The 23,772-nt window shown below is 62.0% G+C and carries 24 protein-coding genes; 12 read left to right on the forward strand and 12 right to left on the reverse strand.

What is annotated here, in order from left to right:
- Positions 1-24: 24 nt before the first annotated feature.
- Genes RAE07_RS02280 through RAE07_RS02290 form a run of 3 tightly spaced genes read right to left on the reverse strand, consistent with a single transcriptional unit; the run spans position 25 to position 3,188 of the window.
- Positions 25-996: a trimeric intracellular cation channel family protein gene (locus RAE07_RS02280; RefSeq protein WP_248099788.1), complete on the reverse strand. Its 972-nt coding sequence runs from the start codon at positions 994-996 to the stop codon at positions 25-27.
- Positions 996-1,913, reverse strand: coding sequence for an exodeoxyribonuclease III (locus RAE07_RS02285; protein ID WP_248099790.1), 918 nt, complete (start codon positions 1,911-1,913; stop codon positions 996-998). Before RAE07_RS02285 ends, RAE07_RS02280 begins: the two co-directional genes overlap by 1 nt.
- 21 nt (positions 1,914-1,934) lie before the next feature.
- Positions 1,935-3,188 (reverse strand): MFS transporter, encoded by a 1,254-nt coding sequence (locus RAE07_RS02290; RefSeq protein ID WP_049383612.1) that lies wholly within the window; start codon positions 3,186-3,188, stop codon positions 1,935-1,937.
- A 215-nt stretch (positions 3,189-3,403) separates the two neighbouring features.
- Here RAE07_RS02290 and RAE07_RS02295 point away from each other — a divergent pair, with 215 nt between their 5' ends.
- Positions 3,404-5,617 carry an NADP-dependent isocitrate dehydrogenase gene (locus tag RAE07_RS02295; RefSeq protein ID WP_317001243.1) on the forward strand — a complete coding sequence of 738 codons (2,214 nt, stop codon included), beginning with the start codon at positions 3,404-3,406 and terminating at the stop codon, positions 5,615-5,617.
- A 72-nt stretch (positions 5,618-5,689) separates the two neighbouring features.
- On the opposite strand, the gene pdxT is transcribed toward RAE07_RS02295, so the two are convergent.
- Both pdxT and pdxS read right to left on the reverse strand, forming a co-directional pair.
- Entirely contained in the window at positions 5,690-6,280 is a 591-nt protein-coding gene (gene pdxT, locus RAE07_RS02300; protein ID WP_317001244.1) for a pyridoxal 5'-phosphate synthase glutaminase subunit PdxT, read from the reverse strand.
- Positions 6,274-7,176 (reverse strand): pyridoxal 5'-phosphate synthase lyase subunit PdxS, encoded by a 903-nt coding sequence (gene pdxS / locus RAE07_RS02305; protein WP_317001245.1) that lies wholly within the window; start codon positions 7,174-7,176, stop codon positions 6,274-6,276. The genes pdxT and pdxS overlap by 7 nt, the downstream gene beginning before the upstream one ends.
- A gap of 81 nt (positions 7,177-7,257) precedes the next feature.
- Between pdxS and pdxR the strand changes: the two genes are divergently transcribed.
- From pdxR to metX, 4 genes are all read left to right on the forward strand, one after another.
- The gene (gene pdxR, locus RAE07_RS02310) at positions 7,258-8,562 is read left to right on the forward strand and encodes a MocR-like pyridoxine biosynthesis transcription factor PdxR (protein WP_317001246.1); all 1,305 of its coding nucleotides are present in this window, start codon (positions 7,258-7,260) and stop codon (positions 8,560-8,562) included.
- Between the two features lie 37 nt (positions 8,563-8,599).
- Entirely contained in the window at positions 8,600-8,761 is a 162-nt protein-coding gene (locus RAE07_RS02315) for a hypothetical protein (RefSeq protein WP_167371285.1), read from the forward strand.
- A 123-nt stretch (positions 8,762-8,884) separates the two neighbouring features.
- The gene (locus RAE07_RS02320) at positions 8,885-10,201 is read left to right on the forward strand and encodes an O-acetylhomoserine/O-acetylserine sulfhydrylase (protein ID WP_317001247.1); all 1,317 of its coding nucleotides are present in this window, start codon (positions 8,885-8,887) and stop codon (positions 10,199-10,201) included.
- A complete protein-coding gene (gene metX, locus RAE07_RS02325) occupies positions 10,198-11,316 on the forward strand; it encodes a homoserine O-acetyltransferase MetX (protein WP_317001248.1) in 1,119 nt (372 codons plus the stop codon). Before RAE07_RS02320 ends, metX begins: the two co-directional genes overlap by 4 nt.
- 81 nt (positions 11,317-11,397) lie before the next feature.
- Here the strand turns inward: metX and RAE07_RS02330 are convergent, their stop codons facing one another.
- From RAE07_RS02330 to RAE07_RS02340, 3 genes are all read right to left on the reverse strand, one after another.
- Positions 11,398-12,378 carry an HNH endonuclease signature motif containing protein gene (locus RAE07_RS02330; RefSeq protein WP_317001249.1) on the reverse strand — a complete coding sequence of 327 codons (981 nt, stop codon included), beginning with the start codon at positions 12,376-12,378 and terminating at the stop codon, positions 11,398-11,400.
- A 125-nt stretch (positions 12,379-12,503) separates the two neighbouring features.
- Positions 12,504-12,818 carry a DUF3017 domain-containing protein gene (locus RAE07_RS02335; protein WP_239208246.1) on the reverse strand — a complete coding sequence of 105 codons (315 nt, stop codon included), beginning with the start codon at positions 12,816-12,818 and terminating at the stop codon, positions 12,504-12,506.
- A complete protein-coding gene (locus RAE07_RS02340) occupies positions 12,815-13,663 on the reverse strand; it encodes a bifunctional methylenetetrahydrofolate dehydrogenase/methenyltetrahydrofolate cyclohydrolase (RefSeq protein ID WP_023020649.1) in 849 nt (282 codons plus the stop codon). The genes RAE07_RS02335 and RAE07_RS02340 overlap by 4 nt, the downstream gene beginning before the upstream one ends.
- Positions 13,664-13,686: 23 nt before the next feature.
- Here RAE07_RS02340 and RAE07_RS02345 point away from each other — a divergent pair, with 23 nt between their 5' ends.
- On the forward strand, positions 13,687-14,157 hold the full coding sequence (locus RAE07_RS02345; RefSeq protein WP_049383604.1) for a tRNA (cytidine(34)-2'-O)-methyltransferase: 471 nt from the start codon (positions 13,687-13,689) through the stop codon (positions 14,155-14,157).
- On the opposite strand, the gene RAE07_RS02350 is transcribed toward RAE07_RS02345, so the two are convergent.
- A complete protein-coding gene (locus RAE07_RS02350) occupies positions 14,141-15,466 on the reverse strand; it encodes a PH domain-containing protein (RefSeq protein WP_049383603.1) in 1,326 nt (441 codons plus the stop codon). The genes RAE07_RS02345 and RAE07_RS02350 overlap by 17 nt on opposite strands.
- Complete coding sequence (locus RAE07_RS02355; protein ID WP_080972299.1) at positions 15,463-15,924, reverse strand: PH domain-containing protein; 462 nt, start codon at positions 15,922-15,924, stop codon at positions 15,463-15,465. The genes RAE07_RS02350 and RAE07_RS02355 overlap by 4 nt, the downstream gene beginning before the upstream one ends.
- A gap of 87 nt (positions 15,925-16,011) precedes the next feature.
- On the opposite strand from RAE07_RS02355, the gene RAE07_RS02360 reads away from it, so the two are divergent.
- From RAE07_RS02360 to RAE07_RS02370, 3 genes are read left to right on the forward strand one after another with little or no spacing between them, the layout of a single operon-like run.
- Positions 16,012-16,161, forward strand: a complete 150-nt coding sequence (locus RAE07_RS02360; protein WP_317001341.1) for a helix-turn-helix domain-containing protein — start codon at positions 16,012-16,014, stop codon at positions 16,159-16,161.
- A gap of 42 nt (positions 16,162-16,203) precedes the next feature.
- Positions 16,204-16,467 (forward strand): helix-turn-helix transcriptional regulator, encoded by a 264-nt coding sequence (locus tag RAE07_RS02365; protein ID WP_023020645.1) that lies wholly within the window; start codon positions 16,204-16,206, stop codon positions 16,465-16,467.
- Positions 16,467-16,955, forward strand: a complete 489-nt coding sequence (locus RAE07_RS02370) for a hypothetical protein (protein ID WP_317001250.1) — start codon at positions 16,467-16,469, stop codon at positions 16,953-16,955. Before RAE07_RS02365 ends, RAE07_RS02370 begins: the two co-directional genes overlap by 1 nt.
- A 5-nt stretch (positions 16,956-16,960) precedes the next feature.
- Here RAE07_RS02370 and RAE07_RS02375 read toward each other — a convergent pair whose 3' ends face one another.
- The gene (locus tag RAE07_RS02375) at positions 16,961-20,080 is read right to left on the reverse strand and encodes an error-prone DNA polymerase (protein ID WP_317001252.1); all 3,120 of its coding nucleotides are present in this window, start codon (positions 20,078-20,080) and stop codon (positions 16,961-16,963) included.
- A gap of 137 nt (positions 20,081-20,217) precedes the next feature.
- On the opposite strand from RAE07_RS02375, the gene RAE07_RS02380 reads away from it, so the two are divergent.
- The 3 genes from RAE07_RS02380 to RAE07_RS02390 all read left to right on the forward strand — a co-directional run bounded on the left by RAE07_RS02380 (position 20,218) and on the right by RAE07_RS02390 (position 22,861).
- Complete coding sequence (locus RAE07_RS02380) at positions 20,218-21,075, forward strand: MetQ/NlpA family ABC transporter substrate-binding protein (RefSeq protein ID WP_317001254.1); 858 nt, start codon at positions 20,218-20,220, stop codon at positions 21,073-21,075.
- Positions 21,076-21,146: 71 nt separating this feature from the next.
- Positions 21,147-22,184 carry a methionine ABC transporter ATP-binding protein gene (locus RAE07_RS02385; protein ID WP_317001256.1) on the forward strand — a complete coding sequence of 346 codons (1,038 nt, stop codon included), beginning with the start codon at positions 21,147-21,149 and terminating at the stop codon, positions 22,182-22,184.
- The gene (locus RAE07_RS02390; RefSeq protein WP_317001257.1) at positions 22,181-22,861 is read left to right on the forward strand and encodes a methionine ABC transporter permease; all 681 of its coding nucleotides are present in this window, start codon (positions 22,181-22,183) and stop codon (positions 22,859-22,861) included. The genes RAE07_RS02385 and RAE07_RS02390 overlap by 4 nt, the downstream gene beginning before the upstream one ends.
- Before the next feature lie 21 nt (positions 22,862-22,882).
- Here the strand turns inward: RAE07_RS02390 and RAE07_RS02395 are convergent, their stop codons facing one another.
- The gene (locus RAE07_RS02395; protein ID WP_200288236.1) at positions 22,883-23,743 is read right to left on the reverse strand and encodes a ferredoxin family protein; all 861 of its coding nucleotides are present in this window, start codon (positions 23,741-23,743) and stop codon (positions 22,883-22,885) included.
- Positions 23,744-23,772: the final 29 nt, after the last annotated feature.

Here is a 23,772-nt window from a genome sequence, read left to right on the forward strand (position 1 = left end):
TTTTTTGACCTACCCATAGTAGCACTACTGCTTGTGTTTAGGCGCCTTGCGCTTGCCGACGTCCCCCTTATTAAAGCTCCACTGCTGCTCCACGTTTACTCCCCTCGCCCCTGGCGAGTGCCGGCCACTCGGCCGGGTAATCGATTGTTGCTTCGGGCGGCGCGCGATGCGGTTGCTGGAAATATCGTCGTAGTCCGCCCTCTCTGCCGCAGTAGAAAAAGCTCGTGTCTTGTTCTTAAACGGGCGGCTTAAAGGCCTAGTCAACGGACGCGTGATGGGGCTGGCGTATCGCGTGGCCGCGCCTGCCTTGCGCTTGGCCTTGCGGGCGCCATCGCGCACGATGCGCGCGGACAACCGCAGGCGCGGGTCCATCTGCTGTTCGGCATCGCGATATTCAAAGACGGGCAGGCCCTTCTTGAAGTAGATCGCGGCCAAGCGGGCAATAAAGCACACGGAGGCGGTGATGATCGCGGCCGGTTCTTCGGCTAGGCCGCCGTGGTAGAGCGCCATAAAAAGCGCCGCGGCCAGCAGGGAAATGGCGGCATAATATTCGCCGGAAAATACCAGCGGAATGCGATCTGAAAGCAGGTCACGCAGCACGCCGCCAAAGACGCCGGAAATCACCGCAGACACCGAGGCAATAATGAACCCGTGGCCCAGGTGGACTGCAATTTGGGTGCCCAGCACCGAAAAGACCGCGAGCCCTAGGGCATCCAAGATGAGGAAGAGATGCCGGAAGTAGTGCATGAGGAAGGACATGCCCACCGTCACCACTGCTGCCACGATGACAATCACCAGATAAATGGGGTGTTCTACCCAGGTAAATGGAGGGTCATCGAGGATCATATCGCGCACCGTGCCGCCGCCGAGCGCAGTCATGGAGGCGATCATGGTGACACCAAATAGGTCGAGTTTTTGGCGTCCAGCGGATAATGCGGCAGTCATGGACTCGGCGGTAATGCCGACTACGTAAAGGACGCTAAATAGTGGCGTCATCAGCTGTACTCCACCACTAGTGGGGAATGGTCGGACCAGCGCTGCTCCACGGTGGGGGCCTTTTCCACCCAGGTGCGCTGCGCGCGCTCCAGCATCGGACGGGTAGCCGCCTGGTAATCGATGCGCCACCCAGCGTTGTTATTAAAGGCCTGGCCGCGGTAGGTCCACCAGGTATAGGGGCCGTCTTCGTCCGGATGGAGGCGACGGGCTACGTCGAACCACTGTGGCTCTGTGGTTGGGGCCCACGGCTCGCCGCCGGCGTAGTCGACGACGCCCTGCCATTGCCCCAGGTTCTTCTTTTCCTGCGGCTTATCATCCGGGAACGCCCCAAAGACGTGGTCCATGAAGGCGCGCTCTTCGGGCAGGTGTCCGGCCTTCTTTTCATTGGCCTTATTATTCTTTAGGTCTTGGGCGCGGTGGCAAATATTCCAGTCGCCGCCGATCACCATTTCGGCCGGGCTGCCATCGGGGTTCGTTCGCGCCGCGTTATCCGCCAGAATGTCTTGGAACTCGTCCAAGAAGCGGTACTTTTCATCCAACTTCGGCGAATCCGTATCACCGGAAGGCAGGTACAGAGAGGCAACGCGGATATCGCGGGTGGTGGCCGCAACCCAGCGGCCGGCGTCGCTAAAGGAGCCGAAGCCCACTTCGACGTCAGCAAGCGGGGTTCGAGATAAGATGCCCACGCCGGCGCGGCCCTTTGCGGCGGCGTCGGCAAGAGCCAAGTGCCAGCCCGCCTCCAGGGCCGGGGCCAAGGCCTTTTCGGCCTGCTGCGGGGTAGCGCGCACCTCTTGCATGAGCACGATATCGGCCGAAGTCGCCTCTAACCAGGCATTCATGCCGGGATTATTTTCATTGCGCTGCTTACACGCAGCGCGGATTCCGTTGACGTTAACGCTCGCGATGGTAAGGGTCATGCAACCAGCATATCGGTCCGTTTATGAATGGCGAGCAAGGCGCTTTTTATCCCACATCGTCGCAGCCCACACCAGGCAACCCGCAGCCGCCAGGCTGGCTCCCGCCAGCGCCGGAGCGGAGTAGCCCAAACCAGCACCCACGACGGCGCCGCCAATGGTCGCGCCCGCTGCATTCGCTATGTTCAGCGCGGACTGATTGAGCGCAGCGGCCAAAGTCTGGGCGTCGCCAGCCACATGCACCAAGCGCAGCTGCAGCGAAGGCACAAGTGTGGAGCCCATAAAGGCCACGCAGCCAAAGCAAATCGTGGCCGGGATAGCGTGTCCAGAGAGGAAGTAAAAAGCGGTAAGGATAACGATAAGGCAGGCCAAGGCAAAGATGATGCCAAACTCCAGGTTGCGGTCCGCCAGCCAGCCGCCGAAGGCATTGCCGATGGTCATGCCGATGCCATAGGCCATGAGCACGACCCAGATGAGGCTCTGATCCATGCCGGCAACCTCGGTCATGGTCCAAGAAATATAGGTATAGACGGAGAACATGCCGCCAAAGCCCACCACGCCCATGATGACGGTGAACCACACCTGGCTATTTTTAAACGCCCCAAACTCCGTGCGGATATCGGTCTGTTTCATCTCCGTCATGTGCGGCATCAGGAAAAACAACGCAATGGCGGTGATAATGCCCAGCGCCACAACCACAAGGTAGGCCGCCTGCCAGCCTAACGCGGAGCCAAGCGCCTGCGCGGCCGGCACCCCAATGACCGTGGCGATGGCCAGACCCATGCCTACGTAGGCCATGGCCTTGCCGCGGCCGCCTGGAGGCGCCATGGATGCGGCCGAAAGGTTCGCCACGGAGAAATAAGCACCGTGCGGCATACCCGCAATGAAGCGCGCCACCATGAGGATGGCGTAATTCGGTGCCACCACCGATAGCAGGTTTCCCACCACGAGGAATCCAATGAGCAGCAGGATCAAGCGACGGCGTGGGAGCTTGCCGGTAAAGGCCGCAATCAGCGGGGCACCGACCACCACGCCCATCGCGTAAATGGTGATGAGAGTCGAGGCGTTTTCTTCCGAAATGCCAAAATCATCCGCGATAAGCGGCAGCAGGCCCATCGACACGAACTCCGTAGTGCCAATGGCAAAGGCACCAAGCGCCATCGCCACCATGACAATAGCGCGGCGACCAGCGGTAATCTCCGTTTGTAAAGGCAACGGACGACGCCGAATGCGGGGTTCATGGGCGCTGCGCGGGCTTAGCTCGTAGATGATTTTCATGGAGAGTGAGGGTACACCCCGCGTTTTTCTGCAGCATGCCCGCAGCGGGCGGCCGTGAATATCTCCACCCCGCCAGCCAGTGGGTGATGCTAGCCACGCAACCCTTTTCAAGGGGCGCAAATGGGGGATCACTATCAGCAAACTGGCCCACATGCCGCCCACAAAATCGGTACTCTGGGCACTTGAGCAATTTTCCAACGTTAATTAGGAGAATCATGGCAAAGATTACGTGGACCCGTACCGATGAGGCGCCGCTGCTGGCGACCTACTCTCTCAAGCCCATCGTGGAGGCCTTCGCTTCTACTGCGGGCATTGACGTAGAAACCCGAGATATTTCGCTGGCCGCCCGCATCGCCGCGCAGTTCCCAGAGCGCCTGACCGAAGAGCAGAAGGTCGAAGACGCCTTGGCAGAGCTGGGCAAGATGGCCAAGACTCCGGAAGCAAATATCATCAAGCTGCCGAATATTTCCGCTTCCCTGGTGCAGCTGAAGAAGGCCATCGCGGAGCTGCAGGCTGCCGGCTACGACCTGCCTGATTACCCGGATAACCCTTCCACCGAGGAAGAAAAGGACATCGCTACCCGCTACGATTCCGTCAAGGGCTCCGCTGTTAACCCGGTGCTGCGTGAGGGCAACTCCGACCGCCGCGCACCGGAGGCCGTGAAGAACTTTGTCAAGAAGCACCCGCACCGCATGGGTGAGTGGTCCAAGGACTCCAAGACCAACGTTGCCACCATGGCGGACAACGACTTCCGCCACAATGAAAAGTCCGTCATCCTGGAAAACGAGGACACCTTGTCCATCGTCCTTAAGACCGCCGACGGCGAGCAGACCCTGCTGCCGGAGTTGCCGGTTCTCAAGGGCGAGGTCATCGACGGCACCTTCATGTCCGCCAAGGCTCTGGATGAGTTCCTCATCGCACAGGTCAAGCGCGCCAAGGAAGAGGGCGTGCTCTTTTCCACCCACCTGAAGGCCACCATGATGAAGGTCTCTGACCCCATCCTCTTCGGCCACGTCGTCCGCGCTTTCTTTGCTGATGTATATGACAAGTATGGCGAGGAGCTGCTGGCTGCCGGCCTCAACGGCGAGAACGGCTTGGGCGCTATCTACGAGGGCCTGAAGAACCTGGACAATGGCGAAGAAATCAAGGCCGCTTTCGATGCCGCGCTTTCCGACGGCCCCGACCTTGCCATGGTCAACTCCCACAAGGGCATCACCAACCTGCACGTGCCTTCCGACGTCATTATTGACGCCTCCATGCCCGCCATGATCCGTACCTCCGGCCACATGTGGAATAAGAACGACGAGGAGCAGGACACCCTCGCCGTCATTCCGGATTCCTCCTACGCTGGCGTGTACCAGGCTGTTATCGAGGACTGCAAGGAAAATGGTGCCTTCGACCCGACCACCATGGGTACCGTGCCGAACGTTGGCCTGATGGCGCAGAAGGCCGAGGAGTACGGCTCCCACAATAAGACCTTCAAGATCCCGGCCGCGGGCACTGTTGAGGTTCGCAACTCCCAGGGCGAGGTCCTCATCTCCCACGACGTGGAGGAAGGCGATATCTGGCGCGCCTGCCAGACCAAGGATGCCCCGATCCAGGACTGGGTCAAGCTCGCCGTCAACCGCGCTCGCCTGTCCGGCATGAAGACCATCTTCTGGCTCGACCCAGAGCGCGGCCACGACCGCAATATCCAGTCCCTAGTGGAGAAGTACCTTAAGGACCACGACACCGAGGGCCTGGACATCTCCATCGAGGACCCGGTAACCGCTACCAAGACCTCCATCGAGCGCATCCGCCGCGGCGAGGACACCATCTCTGTTACCGGCAACGTGCTGCGTGACTACAACACGGACCTCTTCCCCATCCTCGAGCTGGGCACCTCCGCCAAAATGCTGTCTGTAGTTCCACTCATGGCAGGCGGCGGCCTCTTCGAAACCGGTGCCGGCGGCTCCGCCCCGAAGCACGTCCAGCAGGTAGAAGAAGAAAACCACCTACGCTGGGATTCCCTCGGCGAGTTCCTGGCCCTGGCCGAGTCCTTCCGCCACGAGAAGCAGACCAACGGCAATGAGAAGGCCGGCGTCCTGGCCGCTACCTTGGACAAGGCCACCGAGCGCCTGCTCAATGAGGGCAAGTCCCCGTCCCGCAAGGTAGGCGAAATCGACAACCGCGGTTCCCACTTCTTCCTGGCCACCTTCTGGGCCGAAGAGCTGGCTAACCAGACCGATGACGCCGATCTCGCCGCCGCCTTCAAGGACGTAGCTTCCGAGCTGTCCTCCCAGGCAGACGAGATTGCCCAGGCGCTTGTCGACGCCCAGGGCAACCCCGCCGACCTCGGCGGCTACTACTGGCCAAATGACGAGAAGACCTCTGCCGTCATGCGCCCAGTAGCAAAGTTCAACGAAATCATCGACGGCCTGAAGAAGTAATTCTTCCCAGGCAAAAGCCGCCCCGCAGCGTTCATCAATTCGCTGCGGGGAGGCTTTGGTATGCGCGCAGATTTAGAAGCTATCGAGCCAGGCGGCGTGCACGCGAGCGTCGCCATTTTCTTCTGGGTGAAAGCTCAGCGCCGTCACGCGGCCTTGGCGCACACCGACCACCGCGTCGCCGCCCTCTCCCGGCACCGTCGCGATGACCTCAACGCCCTCGCCTACGCGGGTGACCAGCGGTGCGCGAATAAAACTCGCCTTTATATCGAGCGTTTCCTCCCCCGTCGTAACGGGCACCGTGCGCTCTTCGGAAAAACGCTGGTTACCAAAGGCATTGCGGCGCACGGTCACATCCAGCAACCCCAGGGTCTGCTGCCCCGGCGCGGGGTTATCGAGCTCGCGGGCACAGTAGATGAGCCCAGCGCAGGTCGCGAGCACGGGCAGGCCTGCAGCTGCGGCGTCGCGAAGCGGCTCGGCCAGCCCGAAGCTGCGCGCCAGCTTATCGATGACACTCGACTCGCCGCCCGGAATCACCAGCCCGTCCAGTCCTTCCAGGTCCCGCGGCACCCGCACCCGGCGAGTAGCAACACCGAGCCCATCGAGAATGCGCAGGTGCTCCTCGACGCCGCCCTGCAGCGCCAGCACCCCAATAGTGGCTACCATCCGCGCTCTGCCAGGCGATGCGGCGCAGGCACGTCGTTGACATTGATGCCTACCATGGCCTCGCCTAGGCCGCGGGAAAGCTTTGCGAGTTCGGCCGGCTGGTCGTAGAGGGTCGCCGCCTTGACGATGGCCTCCGCACGCTTGGCGGGCTCGCCGGACTTGAAGATGCCGGAGCCGACGAAGACGCCTTCGGCGCCCATCTGGCGGACAAGGGCGGCGTCGGCAGGCGTGGCCACGCCACCGGCGACAAAAAGCACAACCGGGAGCTTGCCGGTCTCCGCAACCTCTGCGACCAGGCCATACGGCGCCTGCAGCTCCTTGGCCGCGACGTAGAGCTCATCGCGATCCAGGTGGCGCAGCCGTGCAATCTCGGCCTTAATCGTGCGCAGGTGCTTCACTGCCTCAGAGACATCGCCCGTGCCGGCCTCGCCCTTGGAACGAATCATGGCCGCGCCCTCGGTGATGCGACGCAGGGCCTCACCCAGGTTGGTCGCGCCACACACGAACGGCACGTCGAAGTCCCACTTATTGATGTGGTTGACATAATCGGCCGGGCTGAGCACCTCGGACTCATCGATGAAGTCCACGCCCAACTCGCCGAGGATCTGAGCCTCCACAAAGTGGCCGATGCGGGCCTTGGCCATGACCGGGATGTCCACAGCCTCAACAATGCCCTCAATTAGTTCTGGGTCCGACATGCGGGCTACCCCGCCCTGCGCACGAATATCGGCCGGCACGCGCTCCAACGCCATAACTGCCGACGCACCTGCGTCCTCCGCAATGCGCGCCTGCTCCGGCGTGACGACGTCCATGATGACGCCGCCTTTCAACATATCGGCTAGTCCTCGCTTCACGCGCGTAGTGGCGCGTCCTTGTTCATTTACCTGTTCAGTCATAGGTCACATAGTGGCCCACACAATTGGTACAAGACAAGAGCCATTTTCAGCGTGTTGGATTAGACCACTTATGATGAGGGAATGCCTCTCCGCCTCGATCCCTCCGATACGCGGCCGCTACCCGTGCAAATCGCCGCAGCCCTCCGCGCCCAGGCTGCTGCCGGCGTCCTCCTGCCCGGAGAGCGCGTTCCCTCTACCCGCACCTTGGCCGCCCAGCTCGGCGTTTCCCGAGGCAGCGTAGTCACCGCCTACGAGCAACTCACGGCCGAGGGATACCTCACGGCCGAGGTTGGCTCCGGCACCGTCATCAACCCGCTGCTCCCCCACGCACGCGCCCCGCGCCCGGAGCCGGCCCCCATACCGGCCGCCGAGCCCGAGCTGGTGTCCCTGACGCCCGGACTGCCCGACACCGCGGGAATCCTCACCCCTGAATGGAGGGCCGCGTGGCGCGCTGCGGCCGTCGACCCCTCCGGAGACCTCCCCCGCGAGGTCGCCGCGCACCTGCGCCACATGCGCGGGCTTAACGTCGACCCAACCTGCGTCCTCATCACGGCCGGCGCCCGCGATGGCCTTTCGGTACTCCTGCGCGCCCTCGGCCGCCAGCTGCAGGTGGGCGTGGAATCACCCGGTTACCCCAGCCTGCGCCGGGTCCCCCAGGCTCTCGGCCACACGCTGCTGGAAATCCCCACCGGCCCCGACGGCGTCACCGTTCCCACCGCCAACCTCGACGCCCTCATCGTCACCCCCAGCCATCAATATCCCTACGGCGGCTCCCTGCCTGCAGCCCGGCGCGCGGAGCTCGTCGAATGGGCCCGCGCGCACGATGCCCTCCTCATCGAGGACGACTTCGACTCCGAGCTGCGCTACGTCGGCCAGCCGCTGCCTGCCCTGGCCGCACTCGCCCCAGAACACACCGTGCTACTCGGGACCTTTTCTTCCGTCATTTCCCCCTCGATTGCCTGCGGTTACCTCGTCCTCCCGCCACGCTTGCGCCCGGCCGTGGACCGCGTGCGCGATATCTTCGGCCAACCCGTCGGCTCCATCCCCCAGGCCGCGCTCGCCCACTACCTTGCCAGCGGCGCTTTACGACGCCACACCGGCCGCATGCGCCGCACCTATAAACACCGCCGCAACCTAGTGGCCGAAGCGCTTGGCTCCATCGATGGCACCCAGCTCCTTCCCATCCACGGTGGTCTCCACGCAGTCCTACTGTGCGATCCGGCCGTTGTCCCCCGCGCTGCCGCCCGCGGCATCAAACTCACCCCGCTGCGCGATTATTGGGGCGGCGCCGATGCTGAAGACGGCGTCGTACTCGGCTTCGGCCACCTCAGCGATGCCGAGCTACGCGAAAGCCTTTCTGCAGTCGCGGCCGCTTTACGGCAGTGATACCTTAATTCCAACGATCATAAACGAAAGGTACTAGATGTCTTTAGGTCCGATTGAGCTCCTTCTCATCCTCGTTTTCGTCCTTATCCTCGCTGGAATTATCGCCCTCGTGGTCAAGCTCGTGCGCAATAGCAATGACACCCGCGCGAATACTAGCCGCATTGCTAATCAGCTCGAGGAGCACGACCGCCGCCACTAAGAAAGACACCCCACCAGACCAAGCGCCACACCGACCGCTTGGTCTATTTTTATTCTCACGGCTGCCAGCGCGTTTCTACAAAATCATTCGCTATATATACCGCTTGGTCTAGTCTTGCCAAGCATGACGACGAAATACGATAACTCCAATTCCAACTGGTCCTTCGCTACCCGCTCTGTACACGCAGGCCAAAACCTCGACGGGCACCACAACGCCCGCAATGTGCCGATTTACCAGACCACCTCCTACGTTTTTAACGACGCCGAGCACGCGGCCAACCGCTTCAATCTTTCCGACGCCGGCCCCATCTACACCCGCCTCACCAACCCCACCCAGGACGCACTGGAAGAACGCCTCGCTTCCCTCGAGGGCGGCGTCGCCGCCGTCGCTTTCGCCTCCGGCCAGGCCGCTGAAACCGCAGCCATTTTGAACCTCGCCTCGGCAGGCGACCACATCGTGACTTCCCCGCGCCTCTACGGCGGCACCTCCACCCTCTTTACCGTCACGCTCAAGCGCCTAGGCATCGACGTCACCCTCGTCGAGGACCCGGACGACCCGGCCTCCTGGCAAGACGCCGTGCAGCCAAATACCAAGGCCTTCTATGGCGAGACCTTCGGCAACCCCGTGGCCGATGTGCTCGATATCCCGGCCATCGCCGAGGTCGCCCACAATAACCAGGTCCCACTCATCGTGGATAACACCATCGCCACCGCCGCCCTCGCCCGGCCGCTGGACCTCGGCGCAGATATCGTCGTGGTCTCCACCACCAAGTTCTACACCGGCAATGGTTCGGCCATCGGCGGCGCGATTATCGACGGCGGCTCCTTCGACTGGACCGTCACCCGCAACGGCGAGCCCGTATTCCCCTATTTCGTCACCCCGGATGAGGCCTACCACGGACTCAAGTACGCCGATCTCGGCGCCCCAGCCTTCGCGCTCAAGGCCCGCGCCGGCCTGCTGCGCGATACCGGCGCCGCCATCTCCCCCTTCAACGCCTGGCTGACGCTGAATGGAATTGAGACGGTAGGGCTGCGCGTCGAAAAGCACAATGCCAACGCCCAGGCCGTCGCCGAGTACCTGGAAGGCCACGCCAAGGTCACCAAGGTCAACTACGCCGGCCTCGACTCCTCGCCGTATAAGGCCACCAAGGAAAAGCTCGGCTACGCCTATACCGGCTCCGTCCTCTCCTTCGACATCGACGGCGGCCGTGAAGAAGCCTGGGCGTTTATCGACGCCCTCAAGCTCCACTCCAACCTCGCCAATATCGGCGATACCCGCTCTCTGGCCGTACATCCGGCTACCACCACGCACTCGCAATCCGATGAACCTGCGCTGGCAGCGGCCGGCATTACGCAATCTACTATCCGCCTGTCCGTGGGCATCGAGCACATCGATGACATCATCGCGGACCTCGAGCTGGGCTTTAACGCGCTGGCATGAAGCTAGTTAGCATCGGCGATTTCCACACCGAAGCCGGCGCCACGCTTGCCGACGCCCACATTGCCTACCACCGCTTCGGCCACCTCCTCGGCGATCCGCATGGGGCCAATAACGTCATCCTGGTCGAACACGCGCTTACCGGTGACTCGAATGTGGCCGAGTGGTGGGCCGACCTAGTAGGCCCCGGCAAGGCGCTGGATACGACGAAGTGGTGCATTATCGCTACCAATACACTGGGCGGCTGCGGCGGCTCTACCGGCCCGGCTTCCCCGCACCCAGACGATGGCCGTGCTTGGGGTTCGCGTTTTCCCGCGCTTTCCGTGCGCGACCTCGTTGCGGCCGAGCGTGCCGCATTGCACGAACTTGGCATCACCCACGTGCATGCCGTCATCGGCGGCTCAATGGGTGGTGCGCGCACGCTCGAGTGGACACTGATGCACCCCGATTTCCTCGACGCGGCCTGCGTCATTGCCGTATCGGCCCGCGCCTCCGCTTGGCAGATTGGCATTCAGTCGGCGCAGATCGCGGCCATCGAGCAAGATTCGTTCTGGCATGGCGGCGATTATTACGCTTCCGCCCAGCGCCCGCGCGAGGGGCTGGCGGCCGCGCGCCGCATTGCGCACCTGACCTACCGCGGCGAACAGGAGATTGACGAGCGCTTCGGCGTTCAGGCACAGACCGGCGAGAACCCGCTCGGGCCTTACCGCCGCCGCGATAATCGCTTTGCCGTTAACTCCTACCTGGATTATCAAGGCATCAAGCTGGCCGACCGCTTCGATGCCGGCTCCTATGTCACTCTCACCGAGGCGCTCAACCGCCACGATATCGGCCGTGACCGCGGTGGGCTCAACCGCGCGCTGGGATCATCTAAGGTACCTACAATGGTCGTAGGCGTAGACACGGACATCTTGTACCCGTATCACCAGCAAGAACATATCTCGCGCAATCTGGGAAATCTATTGGCTATGGCCAAGGTGGTCTCCCCGGTAGGCCACGACGCCTTCCTTACCGAGTCACGCCAAATGGATCGCATACTGCGTAACTTCCTTAGACTTTCCCAGCCAGACCCGCGCATTGATGCAGCGGCAGGCGATCCCACCGAGTACTCGATTTAAAAAACTCGCGGCAGCAATGATCGCCAAAGCCGCGCAGCGCGCACTATGCGCTGCGCTGGAGCGGCGAAGGGACGAAGCGGCTCAGCGATCGTCGGGTGGCTTCGCCCAAGGCGGGCGCCACACGATGCCTTCTCCAGGACGACGCTCGAGCCGGCCGCGACGCGGCGGTGCATTCGGGTCATCGTCGTTCACAGCATTGTGATACTTGCACGCAATGGTGAGGTTTTCGGGATTCGTATCGCCGCCCAGCAGCCACGGGGTGAGATGGTGGACCTGGCATTCATCCGCCGGCGTGTGGCAGTCGGGCCACGGGCACACCGGGTTTTCTGCCATCGCCATTTGGCGTTGCTTCCATGTAGCCAAGCGCCGCGATTGATAAAGGTTGACGGGACCGGTGACGGGGTGGATGAGGGTGATAAGGCCGACGTCGGCAAGCGCGCGGCGGACAAGATCCGCACCAGATATCTGGGCGCCGTTGGTCAGCTGCAAGGTGACGTCCTCGCCGTGGGTGACCTTCACCATCTCATTCAGGTTGAGCACCACATTGGTGGTGATTGTGGAGGTAGAGGCGCCCTCGGCAAAGACGCGACGAGCATCGGCGACGGTGGAGACGTGGTTATTAATTTCTGCAACCAACTCGGACTCGGCGGTAATTGTCAGGGTCCACAGGTCATCGCGGCGGCGGGTCAGGCGCACGCCTTCGGAGCGCTTGGTGGTACGCTCCTCGCGCACTAGGCGACGGGCGCGCTTATCAATCTCGCTGGTGGAAAGGCGCAGGGCACATAGTTCCTCGCGCAATGCCCAGGCCGCCCGCTGGGTTTTCATCTTCTGTGCGAAGTGCTCGATAATTTTCAGCGCGTCGAGCGGCAGCGAAGTGCGGCGGGCGGCGCGCTGTTTAGCACCAAAGGCGGTGCGGCCGAAGTAAGTATCGGCCAGGCGGGCAAACTCGGCGGCCTCGCGATCACTAAAGCCCTTATCGACGAGCTCTTCTACCGACAGCCCAACGCACTCCTCGATGAGCACCATCGGGGAGTTCACGGCAGCCAGGTAGTTCGAAATCATGGCACCGAACCTAAGCCGGCCGTGCATAACGGCGCGCGGTGGTGGCCCAGAGCCTGTGGATAACCGCCCGAACCACACCCTTTCGGGCCGAGTTAGGTGAAGGCTCTACAAAAACCTGTGGATAACTAGCTACCGAGCGCGTCCACAGAAAAGGCCAGAAAGGCCATCGTGGCGCCGAGCAGGCCGGTAAAGCAGGCGTCAAAGCGGCGCGAGCGTACGGCCAGCACGCCGACGCGGCTGGAATCACACGTCAGTCGGACCACGGTGAGCCACAGCAGGGCCAGGCCGAGGAGGAACGTGGCCCGGCGCCAGTATTCGAAGACAGCATAGCCGCCGGAGATAACCACGCCGGCCACGAAGATGCCAATTGCTGCCCACTGCGCGGCAGGCGGCAGTGGGGAGGGCGCGAGCTCGGCGTCGTGCGGATTATCTAGATTCACGCCAACTTTTCCGCGCGTTCGACGATATTGCGTACCAGGAAGGCACGGGTCAGCGGGCCGACACCACCTGGGTTCGGAGAGACGAACCCGGCCTTATCCCAGCAATCTGGGTGAATGTCGCCGGTGAGCTTGCCGTCGACGCGGGAGACTCCGACGTCGAGAAGCGCGGCGCCTTCCTTAATCATGTCCGCGGTGAGCATGTGGGGCTGGCCGGCGGCGGCAATGACGATATCGGCCTCGCGGGTCTCAGCGGCCAAGTCCTTGGTGCCGGTGTGGCACAGCGTGACGGTGGAGTTCTCGCTGCGGCGGGTAAGCATCAGGCCGATGGGGCGGCCTACGGTAACACCACGGCCGATGACCACGGTCTTGGCGCCGTTGAGCTCGACGCCGAAGCGGCGCAGCAGATGCAGGCAGCCGTTCGGGGTGCACGGCAAGGGCGCCTCCTCGTTGAGCACGAGCTTGCCCAGGTTGACTGGGTGCAGGCCATCGGCATCCTTGGCGGGGTCAATGCGCTCGAGGATGGCGTTTTCATCCAGGTGCTTAGGCAGCGGCAACTGGACGATGTAGCCGGTGCAGGCATCATCGGCGTTGAGCTCATCGATGACGGCTTCTAGTTCTTCCTGGGTGATATCGGCCGGCAGGTCCTTGCGGATGGAGTTGATGCCAAGCTTTTCACAGTCACGATGTTTCATCTTCACATAGGATTGGGAGCCCGGATCCTCACCTACGAGGACGGTCGCCAGGCCAGGGGTAATCCCCTTCTCCTTCAGCGCGGACACGCGCTGGGCAAGGTCGGAAAAAATCTCGTCGCGGTACAGTGTGCCATCTAGTTTGGTAGCGCTCATAGCCACCATCCTAGACTGAAGGCATGAGCCAGCTGCACATTGTCTTTGATAACCCAGTCATCCCTACTAATACGGGCAACGCGATTCGCACGGCCGCGGTGACGGGCGCGAGCCTGCACCTGATTGAGCCGCTGGGTTTCAATTTCGACGATAAGCACTTAAAGCGCGCCGGTCTGGATTATCACGATTTGGCCGATGTGCAGATTCACAAGGACTTCCAGGCCTGCATGGATGCGCTGCCGGGCGCGCGCGTCTTCGCTTTTACCACGCATACGGATAAGTGGTTTACGGATATCGAATACCAAGAAGGCGATGTCCTACTCTTTGGCACGGAGCCGACCGGCCTGCCAGAGGAGCACATCAATCATCCGCGCGTAACGGACCACGTGCGCATTCCGATGGTGCCGGCCAGGCGCTCAATGAACTTGTCGAATTCGGCCTCGACGGCCGTATTTGAGGCGTGGCGCCAATTGGGATTTAACGGGGCGGTTTAAGCTCCGGCAGTTGGCGGGAGCGTAGCTGGGTAAGGAGTGCGGTGGCGTCGGCAAGCGTGAGGTTGCGCGCGTCCATACGTACCGGGCCCTGGACTAGGTCGAGGCCGACGGTGGCTAGGCCGAGCGCCTGGGAAATCGGCCCGCGGCGGTAGGTCAGCTCCTGGATATGGGAGGTGTGGATGGCTTTGACGCGGCGATTGAGCCGGCCGTTGCGCACTATGACGTAGCCGCCGGTAAGTGCCACGGTTTGTTGGCGGTAGTCCAGCGGGGAGACCCACTTGGCGCGGGCTGGCGAGGCGTAGGTGGGCGCGGCGTCGGCCGGCAGGAATTGCCGGGCTTGGGCGAGGGTGCCCACCGGCAGGATGCGGGTGGAACCAGAAGCCTTTCCGCTTGCCGACGCCCCATACCCCGCCACTGAGACCCGTACCTCGTACCAGCCTAGTGGCCGCCAGAGGAAGGGCTGAGTTATCTGCACGGCGTGGATGCGGTCAAGGCGAATGCTTTGGCGGCGGCGATCGGCCAGGCCGTAGGTGATATTGAGTACCTCGCCGTCGGTGCGGGCGGTATAACGCCAGGAAGAATCGAGCACGTTCCAGGCGTTGGGCAGGGCGCCGACGAGGATGGGCAGCGCGGCCGAGAGCGGCAGCCGCGTAACCACAACCAGGATGAGGAAGCCGACGAGGAAAAGCGTGGACGTGCGCAACGCGGCCGCAATCAGGGAGCGGGCGATGGGAATCTCGGGCACGAGAGCTGGTTCCTCGGCCGGTTCTTCAGCCGATTCCTCGGCCGGCGCCTCGGTTTGGGAGGTGGGAGCGCCGTGAACGCGGGCGAGGATGTCATCGCGTAGGGCCTCGGCGTCAGACTTTTTGAGGTAGGCGATTTCGATGACAGATGATTGGCCGCCTGCGGTTTCCACCCGCACGGCCGCAAGACGAAAGAGGCGGGCGATGACGGGTTCCACGACGTCAACGGCCTGGGTGCGGTCATAGCGCGCGGTGCGCAATTGGACAGATAAAAGGCCGCGGCGCAGGGAAAGCTCTTCCGCGCCGAGCTGATAACCCATGCGGCGCCACCATAGGCCGGAGGCGAGCCACACCACCGCGCAGACCGCGATGAAACCGGCGAGGGCAAGGGCGGTATCACGCAAGGCCTCGCCGCGGTGTTCGCCGGTAATAAAGGCAAAGATATCGCGCAGGGCCTCCATGTTGGCGTTGAGGGCGAAGCCCGCGATGAGGGCCAGGATGACCGACCACAGACGCAACAGTGGGGTAAGGCGGTGGACGCGACGGAAGTTCGGCTGGGGACTCATAGGCCGCTCATCCGTTCGCGGGCTTGGTGGGCAAGGCGGGTGCGGAGGGTGTCGGCAAGCGGGGCTTCCAAGCCTTTGATGGTGGCATCCGTGCTGGCCGAAGCTGTGTGGAGCTGCAACTTTTTCAGGCCGAGAGCGCGATCGATGGGCCCGGAGGTGACGTCGACGAATTGGATGCGGCCGTAGGGCACGACGGTGAAGGTGTACCAGAGCTTGCCGCGGGTGATAAGCAGCTCATCGTCGGTCTCGAGCCAGCCCATATTGCGCACTTGGGCGGGGATGAGCCAGAGCAGCCAGAAGAAAAGGGCAACGAAGATGCCGGCCGCCCAGTAGAACCACGGGGTCCACCAGAAGCCTGCCGCAGCGGCGGCCGCGGCGAGCAGAAACATCCAGCTCAGGTGGTGGATATAGCGCGAGGTCACCAGGCGCGGTGAAACGGGATTCATTTCTTCGCTCATAGTTATTGACAGTAACAATCAGGAGAAGCCCTTGGGCAACTTACCGTTTCCTTAACGGAAAACCATTGGTACCCTCGTCAGCTCGACATCGATTGGTGGGCCATCCAGCGCGGCATCACTCCAGTTAATCTCTCCGTTCTGAAGAATAATCGTGCCCAAGCCGTACGCTTTAGCACTCTGGCAGCACTATGCGCGGCACTGGACTGCCAGCCAGGGGATATCTTCGGCGTCGAGTAGCAACCCTTGCCAGGGTGTTGGGTTTATGCAATACTTTGACTTATGTCCCCAAAGAAGAAGCCCTCCGCACCCATTTATAACCGGGTACGCGTACTGCGCGCCGAGCGGGACATGTCGCGCGCGCAGCTGGCCGAGGCCATCGACGTCAATCCTCAGACCGTCGGCGCGCTTGAGCGCGGGGATCACTCCCCCAGCCTGGACCTAGCCTTCCGCGTCTGTGAGGTCTTTGACCTTCCCGTGGAGGCTATTTTTTCCCGCCAGGAATTTTCCCCCATGTCCACTGAAATCTACAGGAAGAATTCCTAATGGCTAACCCGATTCCCGCCTCCGTTTCTCGCCGCAAGCGCCTGGTCTTGGCCGGCGATATTTTCCTCGGCCTGGCCATCGTAGCTGCGGCCCTGCACTTCTTCACGCTCAGCTTGTCTAACTTGCTATGGCCGATTGCCGGCATTGCGGCCACCATCTGCACCACATGGCTCCGCCAGTCCATCCGTCACCTCGACGCACCCACCACCGAGATGGACGAGTACGAGCTGCGCCTGCATACCGACGCCCGCGACGCAGGCCTCAAGACCGCTGTGGTTATTTCCATAGTGCTCTTCCTCGTCGCCGGTGCCACCGCCTTCGGCCTGCGCTCCCTCGGAGCGGATGAAGTCGCAGCGGAGGAGGCAACCTCGGGGGCTAATATCGCCATCTTCTTTGCCAAGCTCATCTACATACAACTGCTGTGGATTCCATTTGCGGTAGCCAAAGAGTTGGCCAATAAACTCAACGCAGACGAGCTGCGCAGCTGAGGCAACTAGCGGAAATCGCGGGAGCCGCGGGAGAGGAATTCGCCAAAGTCCAGCGGCTCGAGCTTATCCGCGACCACGCTGACCGCGCCGGTGGCGTTTTGCACGATGCCGCGGATAATCATTGCGCGGGCGGTGCGGGCCACAACCTTATGCCGCGACCATAATCCGGGCGAAACCATCACGTTCATCAGGCCAGTTTCATCCTCCACGCCCAAAAAGGTCAGGCCAGACGCAGTGCGCGGGCGCTGGCGGTGGGTAATAATGCCGGCGATGCGCACGCGGGTGCCATCGGGGACATGGGGAAGTTGGGAGGCAGGCAGGACGTCGGCAAGCGAGGCACGCACCAGCTCCATGGGCTGTTGGTTATGGGTCACGCCGGTGGAGGCGACGTCGGTAGCCATAAGCTCGAAGGCGGACATACCAGGCAGGTGCGGTGCGGCTAGCGCGGAAGTGCCAGGCAGCATGCCCTCGCGCTCGGTGGCGGCAACGCCGGCCTGCCACAGCGCTTGCCGACGATCCAACCCCAGACACTCCAACGCCCCAGCCGTGGCCAGCGCTTCCACCTGCTCCACGCTGAGATCCGCCCGGCGCGAAAGATCGGACACGCTAGTAAAAGGCGCGGCCGCCTCCACGCGCTCGGCGGCAGACTCCCCCAGCCCCTTGATGAGGTTCAGGCCCAACCGAATCTCGCCCGACCTTGTCGCCCGGGCCTGCGCACCAGAATCATTGATACTCACCGGCAGCACCCGCACACCGTGGCGCCGGGCATCTTGGATGAGCGACTGCGGGGAATAAAAGCCCATCGGCTGCGCGCGCAGCAGGCCCACGCAGAATTCCGCCGGGTAGTGGTATTTAAACCACGCGGAGAAATACACCAACGAGGCAAAGGACTGCGAGTGCGATTCGGGGAACCCATAGGCGGCAAAGGCCACAATTTTGGTCCAGAGCTTATCGGCTACCTCGCCCTCGATGCCATTGGTCTCGCGCAGACCAGCATAAAAACGGCTGCGCAGCGCGGCCATCTTTTCCGGGGAGCGCTTCGACCCCATGGCGCGGCGTAAGTCGTCAGCCTCGGCGCCGGAAAAACCTGCCGCGTCTACGGCAATCTGCATCAGCTGTTCTTGGAAAAGCGGGATGCCCAGCGTCTTGCCCAGGGATTTTTCCAAGACAGGGTGGTCATAGGTCACCTCTTCTAGGCCATCGCGGCGACGCAAGTAAGGGTGCACGGATCCGCCTTGGATGGGGCCGGGCCGAATAAGCGCGACTTCGACCACTAGGTCAAAGAAACGGCGCGGCTTCAGGCGCGGCAGCGTGGCTAGCTGCGCGCGGGATTCCACTTGGAAGACGCCCACCGCATCGGCGCGGCAGAGCATGTCATAGACCGCCGGCTCGGCGAGGTCGAGCTCCCACAGGTGCACCTCGCGGCCGGTGGTAGCACGCACGGCGTCAATCATGTGGTGCAGCGCCTCCAACATGCCAAGGCCGAGCAGGTCGAATTTCACTAGGCCGGCGGCCGCACAATCGTCCTTATCCCATTGCAGCACGGAGCGATTTTCCATACGCGCCCACTCCATGGGGACAACGTCCGCGATGGGGCGGTCACACAGCACCATGCCGCCGGAGTGGATTCCTAGGTGACGGGGCTGGCCGAGGAATTGCTCGGCCAAAGATGAGACCTCAGCAGGCGGTTCGGAGGTACCCTTCGACCACGCATCGGCCGAGCCCTGCGGATACCCCAGCGCGCGGGCGGCATCGCGGGTAGCCCCCTTGCGGCGATAAGTAATGACATTGGCCACCTGCGCGGCTCGTTCCCGGCCGTGGGTGCGATAGACATACTGGATTACCTCCTCGCGGCGGCCGGATTCGATATCGATATCAATATCGGGCGGGCCATCGCGGTCCGGGGAAAGGAAGCGCTCAAAAAGCAGCTGCGCGGAGATGGGCTCGGCGTTGGTAATACCCAGTGCGAAACACACCGCAGAGTTAGCGGCCGAGCCGCGGCCCTGGCACAAAATATTTTCCTGGCGACAAAAATCCACCAGGTCGCACACAATTAGGAAGTAGCCGGGAAAGCCCAGTTGCTTGATGACGCCCAGCTCATGCCTAATCTGCTTCTTCGCCGCCTGCTTAATCTCGGCCGGCCGCGAGGCATAACGCTCCTTGGCACGGCGCCACACCTCGCGTTCTAGCCAGCTCATCTCGGTATGCCCCTCCGGAACGGGAAAGTTCGGCAGGTTCGGGGCAAGCGCGTCCCAGGTAAAGGAACACTCGCGAGCCAGGCGCACAGTTTCAGCAATAAGCTCCGGCCGGTCAGGCAAAAGCTGGGCCATCTGCTCGCCGGATCGCAGCCAGCCGGCGCCCATGGGGTGGGTGTGCGGCGCAGCGGCCGCAAGGGATTCGCGGCGAGCCAAGGCGCGCTTGGCGGCGGCGAGCCGAGCTTGGTCACGGGTCGCCGCCGCGGGCCGTGCGGTTGCGATGGCCCGCAAGTTATTGTATTTATCGAGGAAACGGTGCCGATCCGCGTCTTCAGGGGACATGCTGCACGAATATTCGAGAACTATGCTGTCTATTTTTATTCTTTCGAGCAGGTTATCGATTTCTGCTAACGCTTCCGGCCCTACCAGGAAGAAGCACTCCCCTTCCAGCTCGCGCACCACCTCATCTAGTGGCGGATAATCCACCCGATCCTTCTCCCCCGCTTCCATCCGTGCGTGCGCAATAAGGCGCGATAACCGGCGATACCCTTCTGGGGTGCGCGCCAGCACAGTCACTGGAGCCTCCGCGAGGGATAGCTCCGCGCCATATACGGCCGGGAGATTCGCTTTAGCAGCAGCTTCAGCGAATTTCATCAGCCCATAAAAGCCATCGCGGTCCACAATGGCCAGCCCCTCGAGCCCCAGCTCCACAGCCCGGCCAACCAGCTCTTCCGGCTCAGCAGCGCCGTCGAGAAAGCTATACGAACTTACCGCGTGCAACTCCGCGAAAGGGACAGCGGAATGGCCCCGCTGCACAGAATCCACTAGCCCATGAAGGTGCTTAACCGGCACAGGCGCAGCAGATTCGCAGCCAGAGAGAATGCGCTCCACCCGCGACCACGACAGTGCTTTTCCGCCATTAAATTCCACTCCACACAGCGTAATATCGAATTATTGTTCTATACAAGCCTGTAAGACGTGATGCCGACAATAGACAAAGCGGTTCGCCGATTGCTAAGTTGCTAAACAGACAAATTATTTCAACTCCTACAAGAAGGGGAATCCCCATGCAGATCCGTCGCGTAGTGGCTGCTACTGCCGCTGTAACCATCGCTGCCACCAGCTTGGTGGCCTGCTCCTCCGATGATTCCAAGTCCATCAAGGTGGGCACCACCGACGACGCCAAGAAGGCGTGGGTAGCGTTCGAGCAGGAAGCGAAGAACGCTGGCTATGACATTGAAATCCAGCCTTTCGCGGATTACAACACCCCAAACCAGGCTCTGGACCAGGGCGAGCTGGATACCAATAACTTCCAGCACCTGAAGTTCCTAGCGGAGTACAACCACGGCAATGACACCAACCTGGTGCCTATCGTGGCCACCGAAATCGTGCCGCTGGCACTGTTTTGGAAGGACCACGACTCTCTCGACAGCATCGAGGGCGAAGAGGTCGCCATCCCGAATGACTCCACCAACCAGGCCCGCGCCATCAACGTACTGGTCCAGGCCGGCCTTATTACTTTGAAGGATAAGGACAACTTGGAGCCCACCCCGCTGGATATTGATGAAAAGAAGTCCAAGGTCAAGGTCACCCCGGTAGACGCCGCGCAGACCACGTCCGCGCACGGCGAGGGCACCCCGGCGATTATCAATAACTCCTTCCTGGAGCGTGCCGGCATCGATCCGAAGACTGCCATCTTCCAAGACGATCCGAATTCTGAAGAAGCAGAACCGTACATCAATGTCTTCGCCGTTCGCGAGGAGGACGCCGATAACGAAGACATCAAGAAGCTTGCCGAGCTATGGCACTCCGACGCCGTCCAGGAGGGCGTCGATGAAGACTCCGCCGGCACCTCCGTCGAGGTGGAGCGCAGCCAGGAGGATCTGCAGAAGATCCTAGATAAGCTCGAAGCAGATCTGGACTAATCACCCTTGCTTTTACCCCGCCGGAACCCCCCGGCGGGGTTTGGCACTTTCCTAACTAAGGACGCAAACACGTGGCAGATTCCACTCAACGCGGCACCCGCATCGAGTTCCGCGAGATCACCAAGATCTTTAAGCAGAAAAAGGCGCGAGTTAAGGCACTCGACCATGTCTCCATGACCATTGAGCCCGGCGAAATTGTCGGCATCATTGGCTACTCCGGCGCCGGCAAGTCCACCCTTGTACGCATGATCAACGGCTTGGACACCCCGTCCGCGGGAGAGCTGCTGCTTGATGACACCAATATCGTTGGCATGTCCGAGAAGAAACTGCGCGGCATTCGCCGCAATATCGGCATGATTTTCCAGCAGTTCAACCTGATGAACTCGCGCACCGCGGCCGGCAATATTGAATACCCGCTGCAGCTGCAGGGCGTCGGCAAGCAGGAGCGCACCCAGCGCGTGCAAGAGCTGCTGGAGTTCGTCGGCCTGGGAGACAAGGGCAAGAGCTACCCGGAGCAGCTTTCCGGCGGCCAGAAGCAACGCGTCGGCATTGCCCGTGCGCTGGCCACCAACCCCTCGCTGCTGCTTGCCGACGAAGCCACTTCCGCCCTCGACCCCACCACCACGCAGGAAGTCCTCGACCTACTGCGTCAGGTAAACAAGGAATTTGGCATCACCATCGTGGTTATTACCCACGAGATGGAAGTCGTACGCTCCATCGCCGATAAGGTCGCCGTGATGGAAAACGGCCGCGTCGTGGAACAAGGCAGCGTCTACGAAGTCTTTTCCAACCCACAGACCTCCGTGGCCGCCAAGTTCGTAGCCACCTCGCTGCGCAACGAGCCCGACGTCGTTGAAACCGACGACCTGCTCGCGCACGAAGGCCGCCTATTTACCATCAACCTCACCGAGGAATCCGGCTTTTTCACCGCCGCCGCCCGCCTTAAGGAAGCCGGCGTGTCCATCGCCGTCGTCCACGGCGGCATCACCACGCTGCAGCAGCATTCCTTTGGCAAGCTGACCGTACGGCTCAGCGGCGACGATAACGCCATCGAAGAGTTCTACCGCACGCTTTCTACCACCACCCAGATTGAGGAGATTGCACGATGACCGTCACCACCCTCGCCCAAGCCAACTGGGACCGCCTCGGCCCTTCACTGGCCGATGCCATCGTCGATACCCTCATCATGGTCTCGACTACCCTCATCGTTTCCGGCATCCTCGGCCTTGGCCTAGGCATGCTGCTCTATACCACCCGCACGGGCGGCATCCTGCAAAACCGGTTCGTCTATTTCATTGTCAACCTGCTGGTTAACTTCGTCCGCCCCATCCCGTTCATCATTTTGCTGGCTTTTGCCCAGCCACTGACCGTCATAGTGATGGGCGGGACCATCGGCCGCGGACCGGCCACCTTCGTCATGGTCATCGCCGCAACCTTCTCCGTAGCCCGCGTGGTGGAACAAAACCTCGTGTCCATCGACCCCGGCGTTATCGAGGCCGCCCGCTCCATGGGTGCCTCGCCGTGGAAGATCATTACCTCCGTTATCGTCCCAGAGGCCCTCGGCCCACTGATTCTGGGCTACACCTTCCTATTTATCGCCATCGTGGACATGTCCGCTATGGCCGGCTACGTCGGCGGCGGCGGCTTGGGTGACTTTGCAATCGTCTACGGTTACCGCGCCTTCGAATGGGAGGTCACCGTCGTGGCCACGCTCATCATCATCGTGCTGGTGCAGGCCGCCCAGTTCTTCGGCAACTGGCTCTCCTCCAAGGTCATGCGCCGCTAGCCCCCGCTTGCCGACGCCGCCCTACCCCGCGACCGGCTCCACGCCGGTCGCTACGATGGCTTGGCCCGTCTTCGGGGCGTCACCACACGAGGAAACCACACCTTCTACCTCGCGCTCCTCGAGCGTCACGCGCCAGCGCCGGCCGTCAATGTGGCTGACCTCGCCGCTATCAGTGGCGGTGAGCTGGCCGTAGGAGAGCTCCTCGCCGGCGTCGATAAGCGCTCGGGCCACCGCCAACTCCGCCACCTGGCCGCGCGGGCCGAAAATACCGCGCCCGCGATTTACCGGGTAAAAATACTTTCCCCGCGCCGCCGCCGCAATCATCTGCGCGGCGGCTTCTTTATTCATTCGTCCAAAGGAATAGCCCCACGGCATGAGCATGACCGATGGCGCGAACCGGTGTCCCTTCGTGTGCGAGGTCTCCCAGACCATATCCGGGTAATCCTCCACCAGCTCCGCGGCCAACGGCCGCCCCTTGACCGCACAGCAGGTATCGCGCTTCGCGTGCGTACACACCAAAACCAGCGGTGTTTCCACTGCGCCGCCTCCATTGCGTCCAGGCCCTGTCAGATCCAGATCAAGGATTTTCTCTGGCCCTGTCAGCAGCACGAGTTCCATCACTCCCTGCTCGGCCCACACCAGGTAACAGCGGTGCATCTTGCCTACCTGGCGGCCGTCGCGGCCCGGCCGACGGATAAGCTGCAGCCCCGCCACCCCCTTCAGTTTGGCCTTAAGCTGCGCCGTGAGATCCGGCCCAAAGGTATCGCCATCGAGCACGTCTCGCGACCATCCGCCCGGCCACTCAAAAAGCACATAGACGGATTCCTTCTTGGCCGTGCCTGGCAGCGGCTCTACCTGGATGTCTGAACAGAACTCGGTCATATACCTAAGCCTAACCTTTCTGCATTTCA

Origin of the sequence: Corynebacterium nasorum (assembly GCF_032821635.1) — a bacterium.
Classification (GTDB): domain Bacteria; phylum Actinomycetota; class Actinomycetes; order Mycobacteriales; family Mycobacteriaceae; genus Corynebacterium; species Corynebacterium kefirresidentii.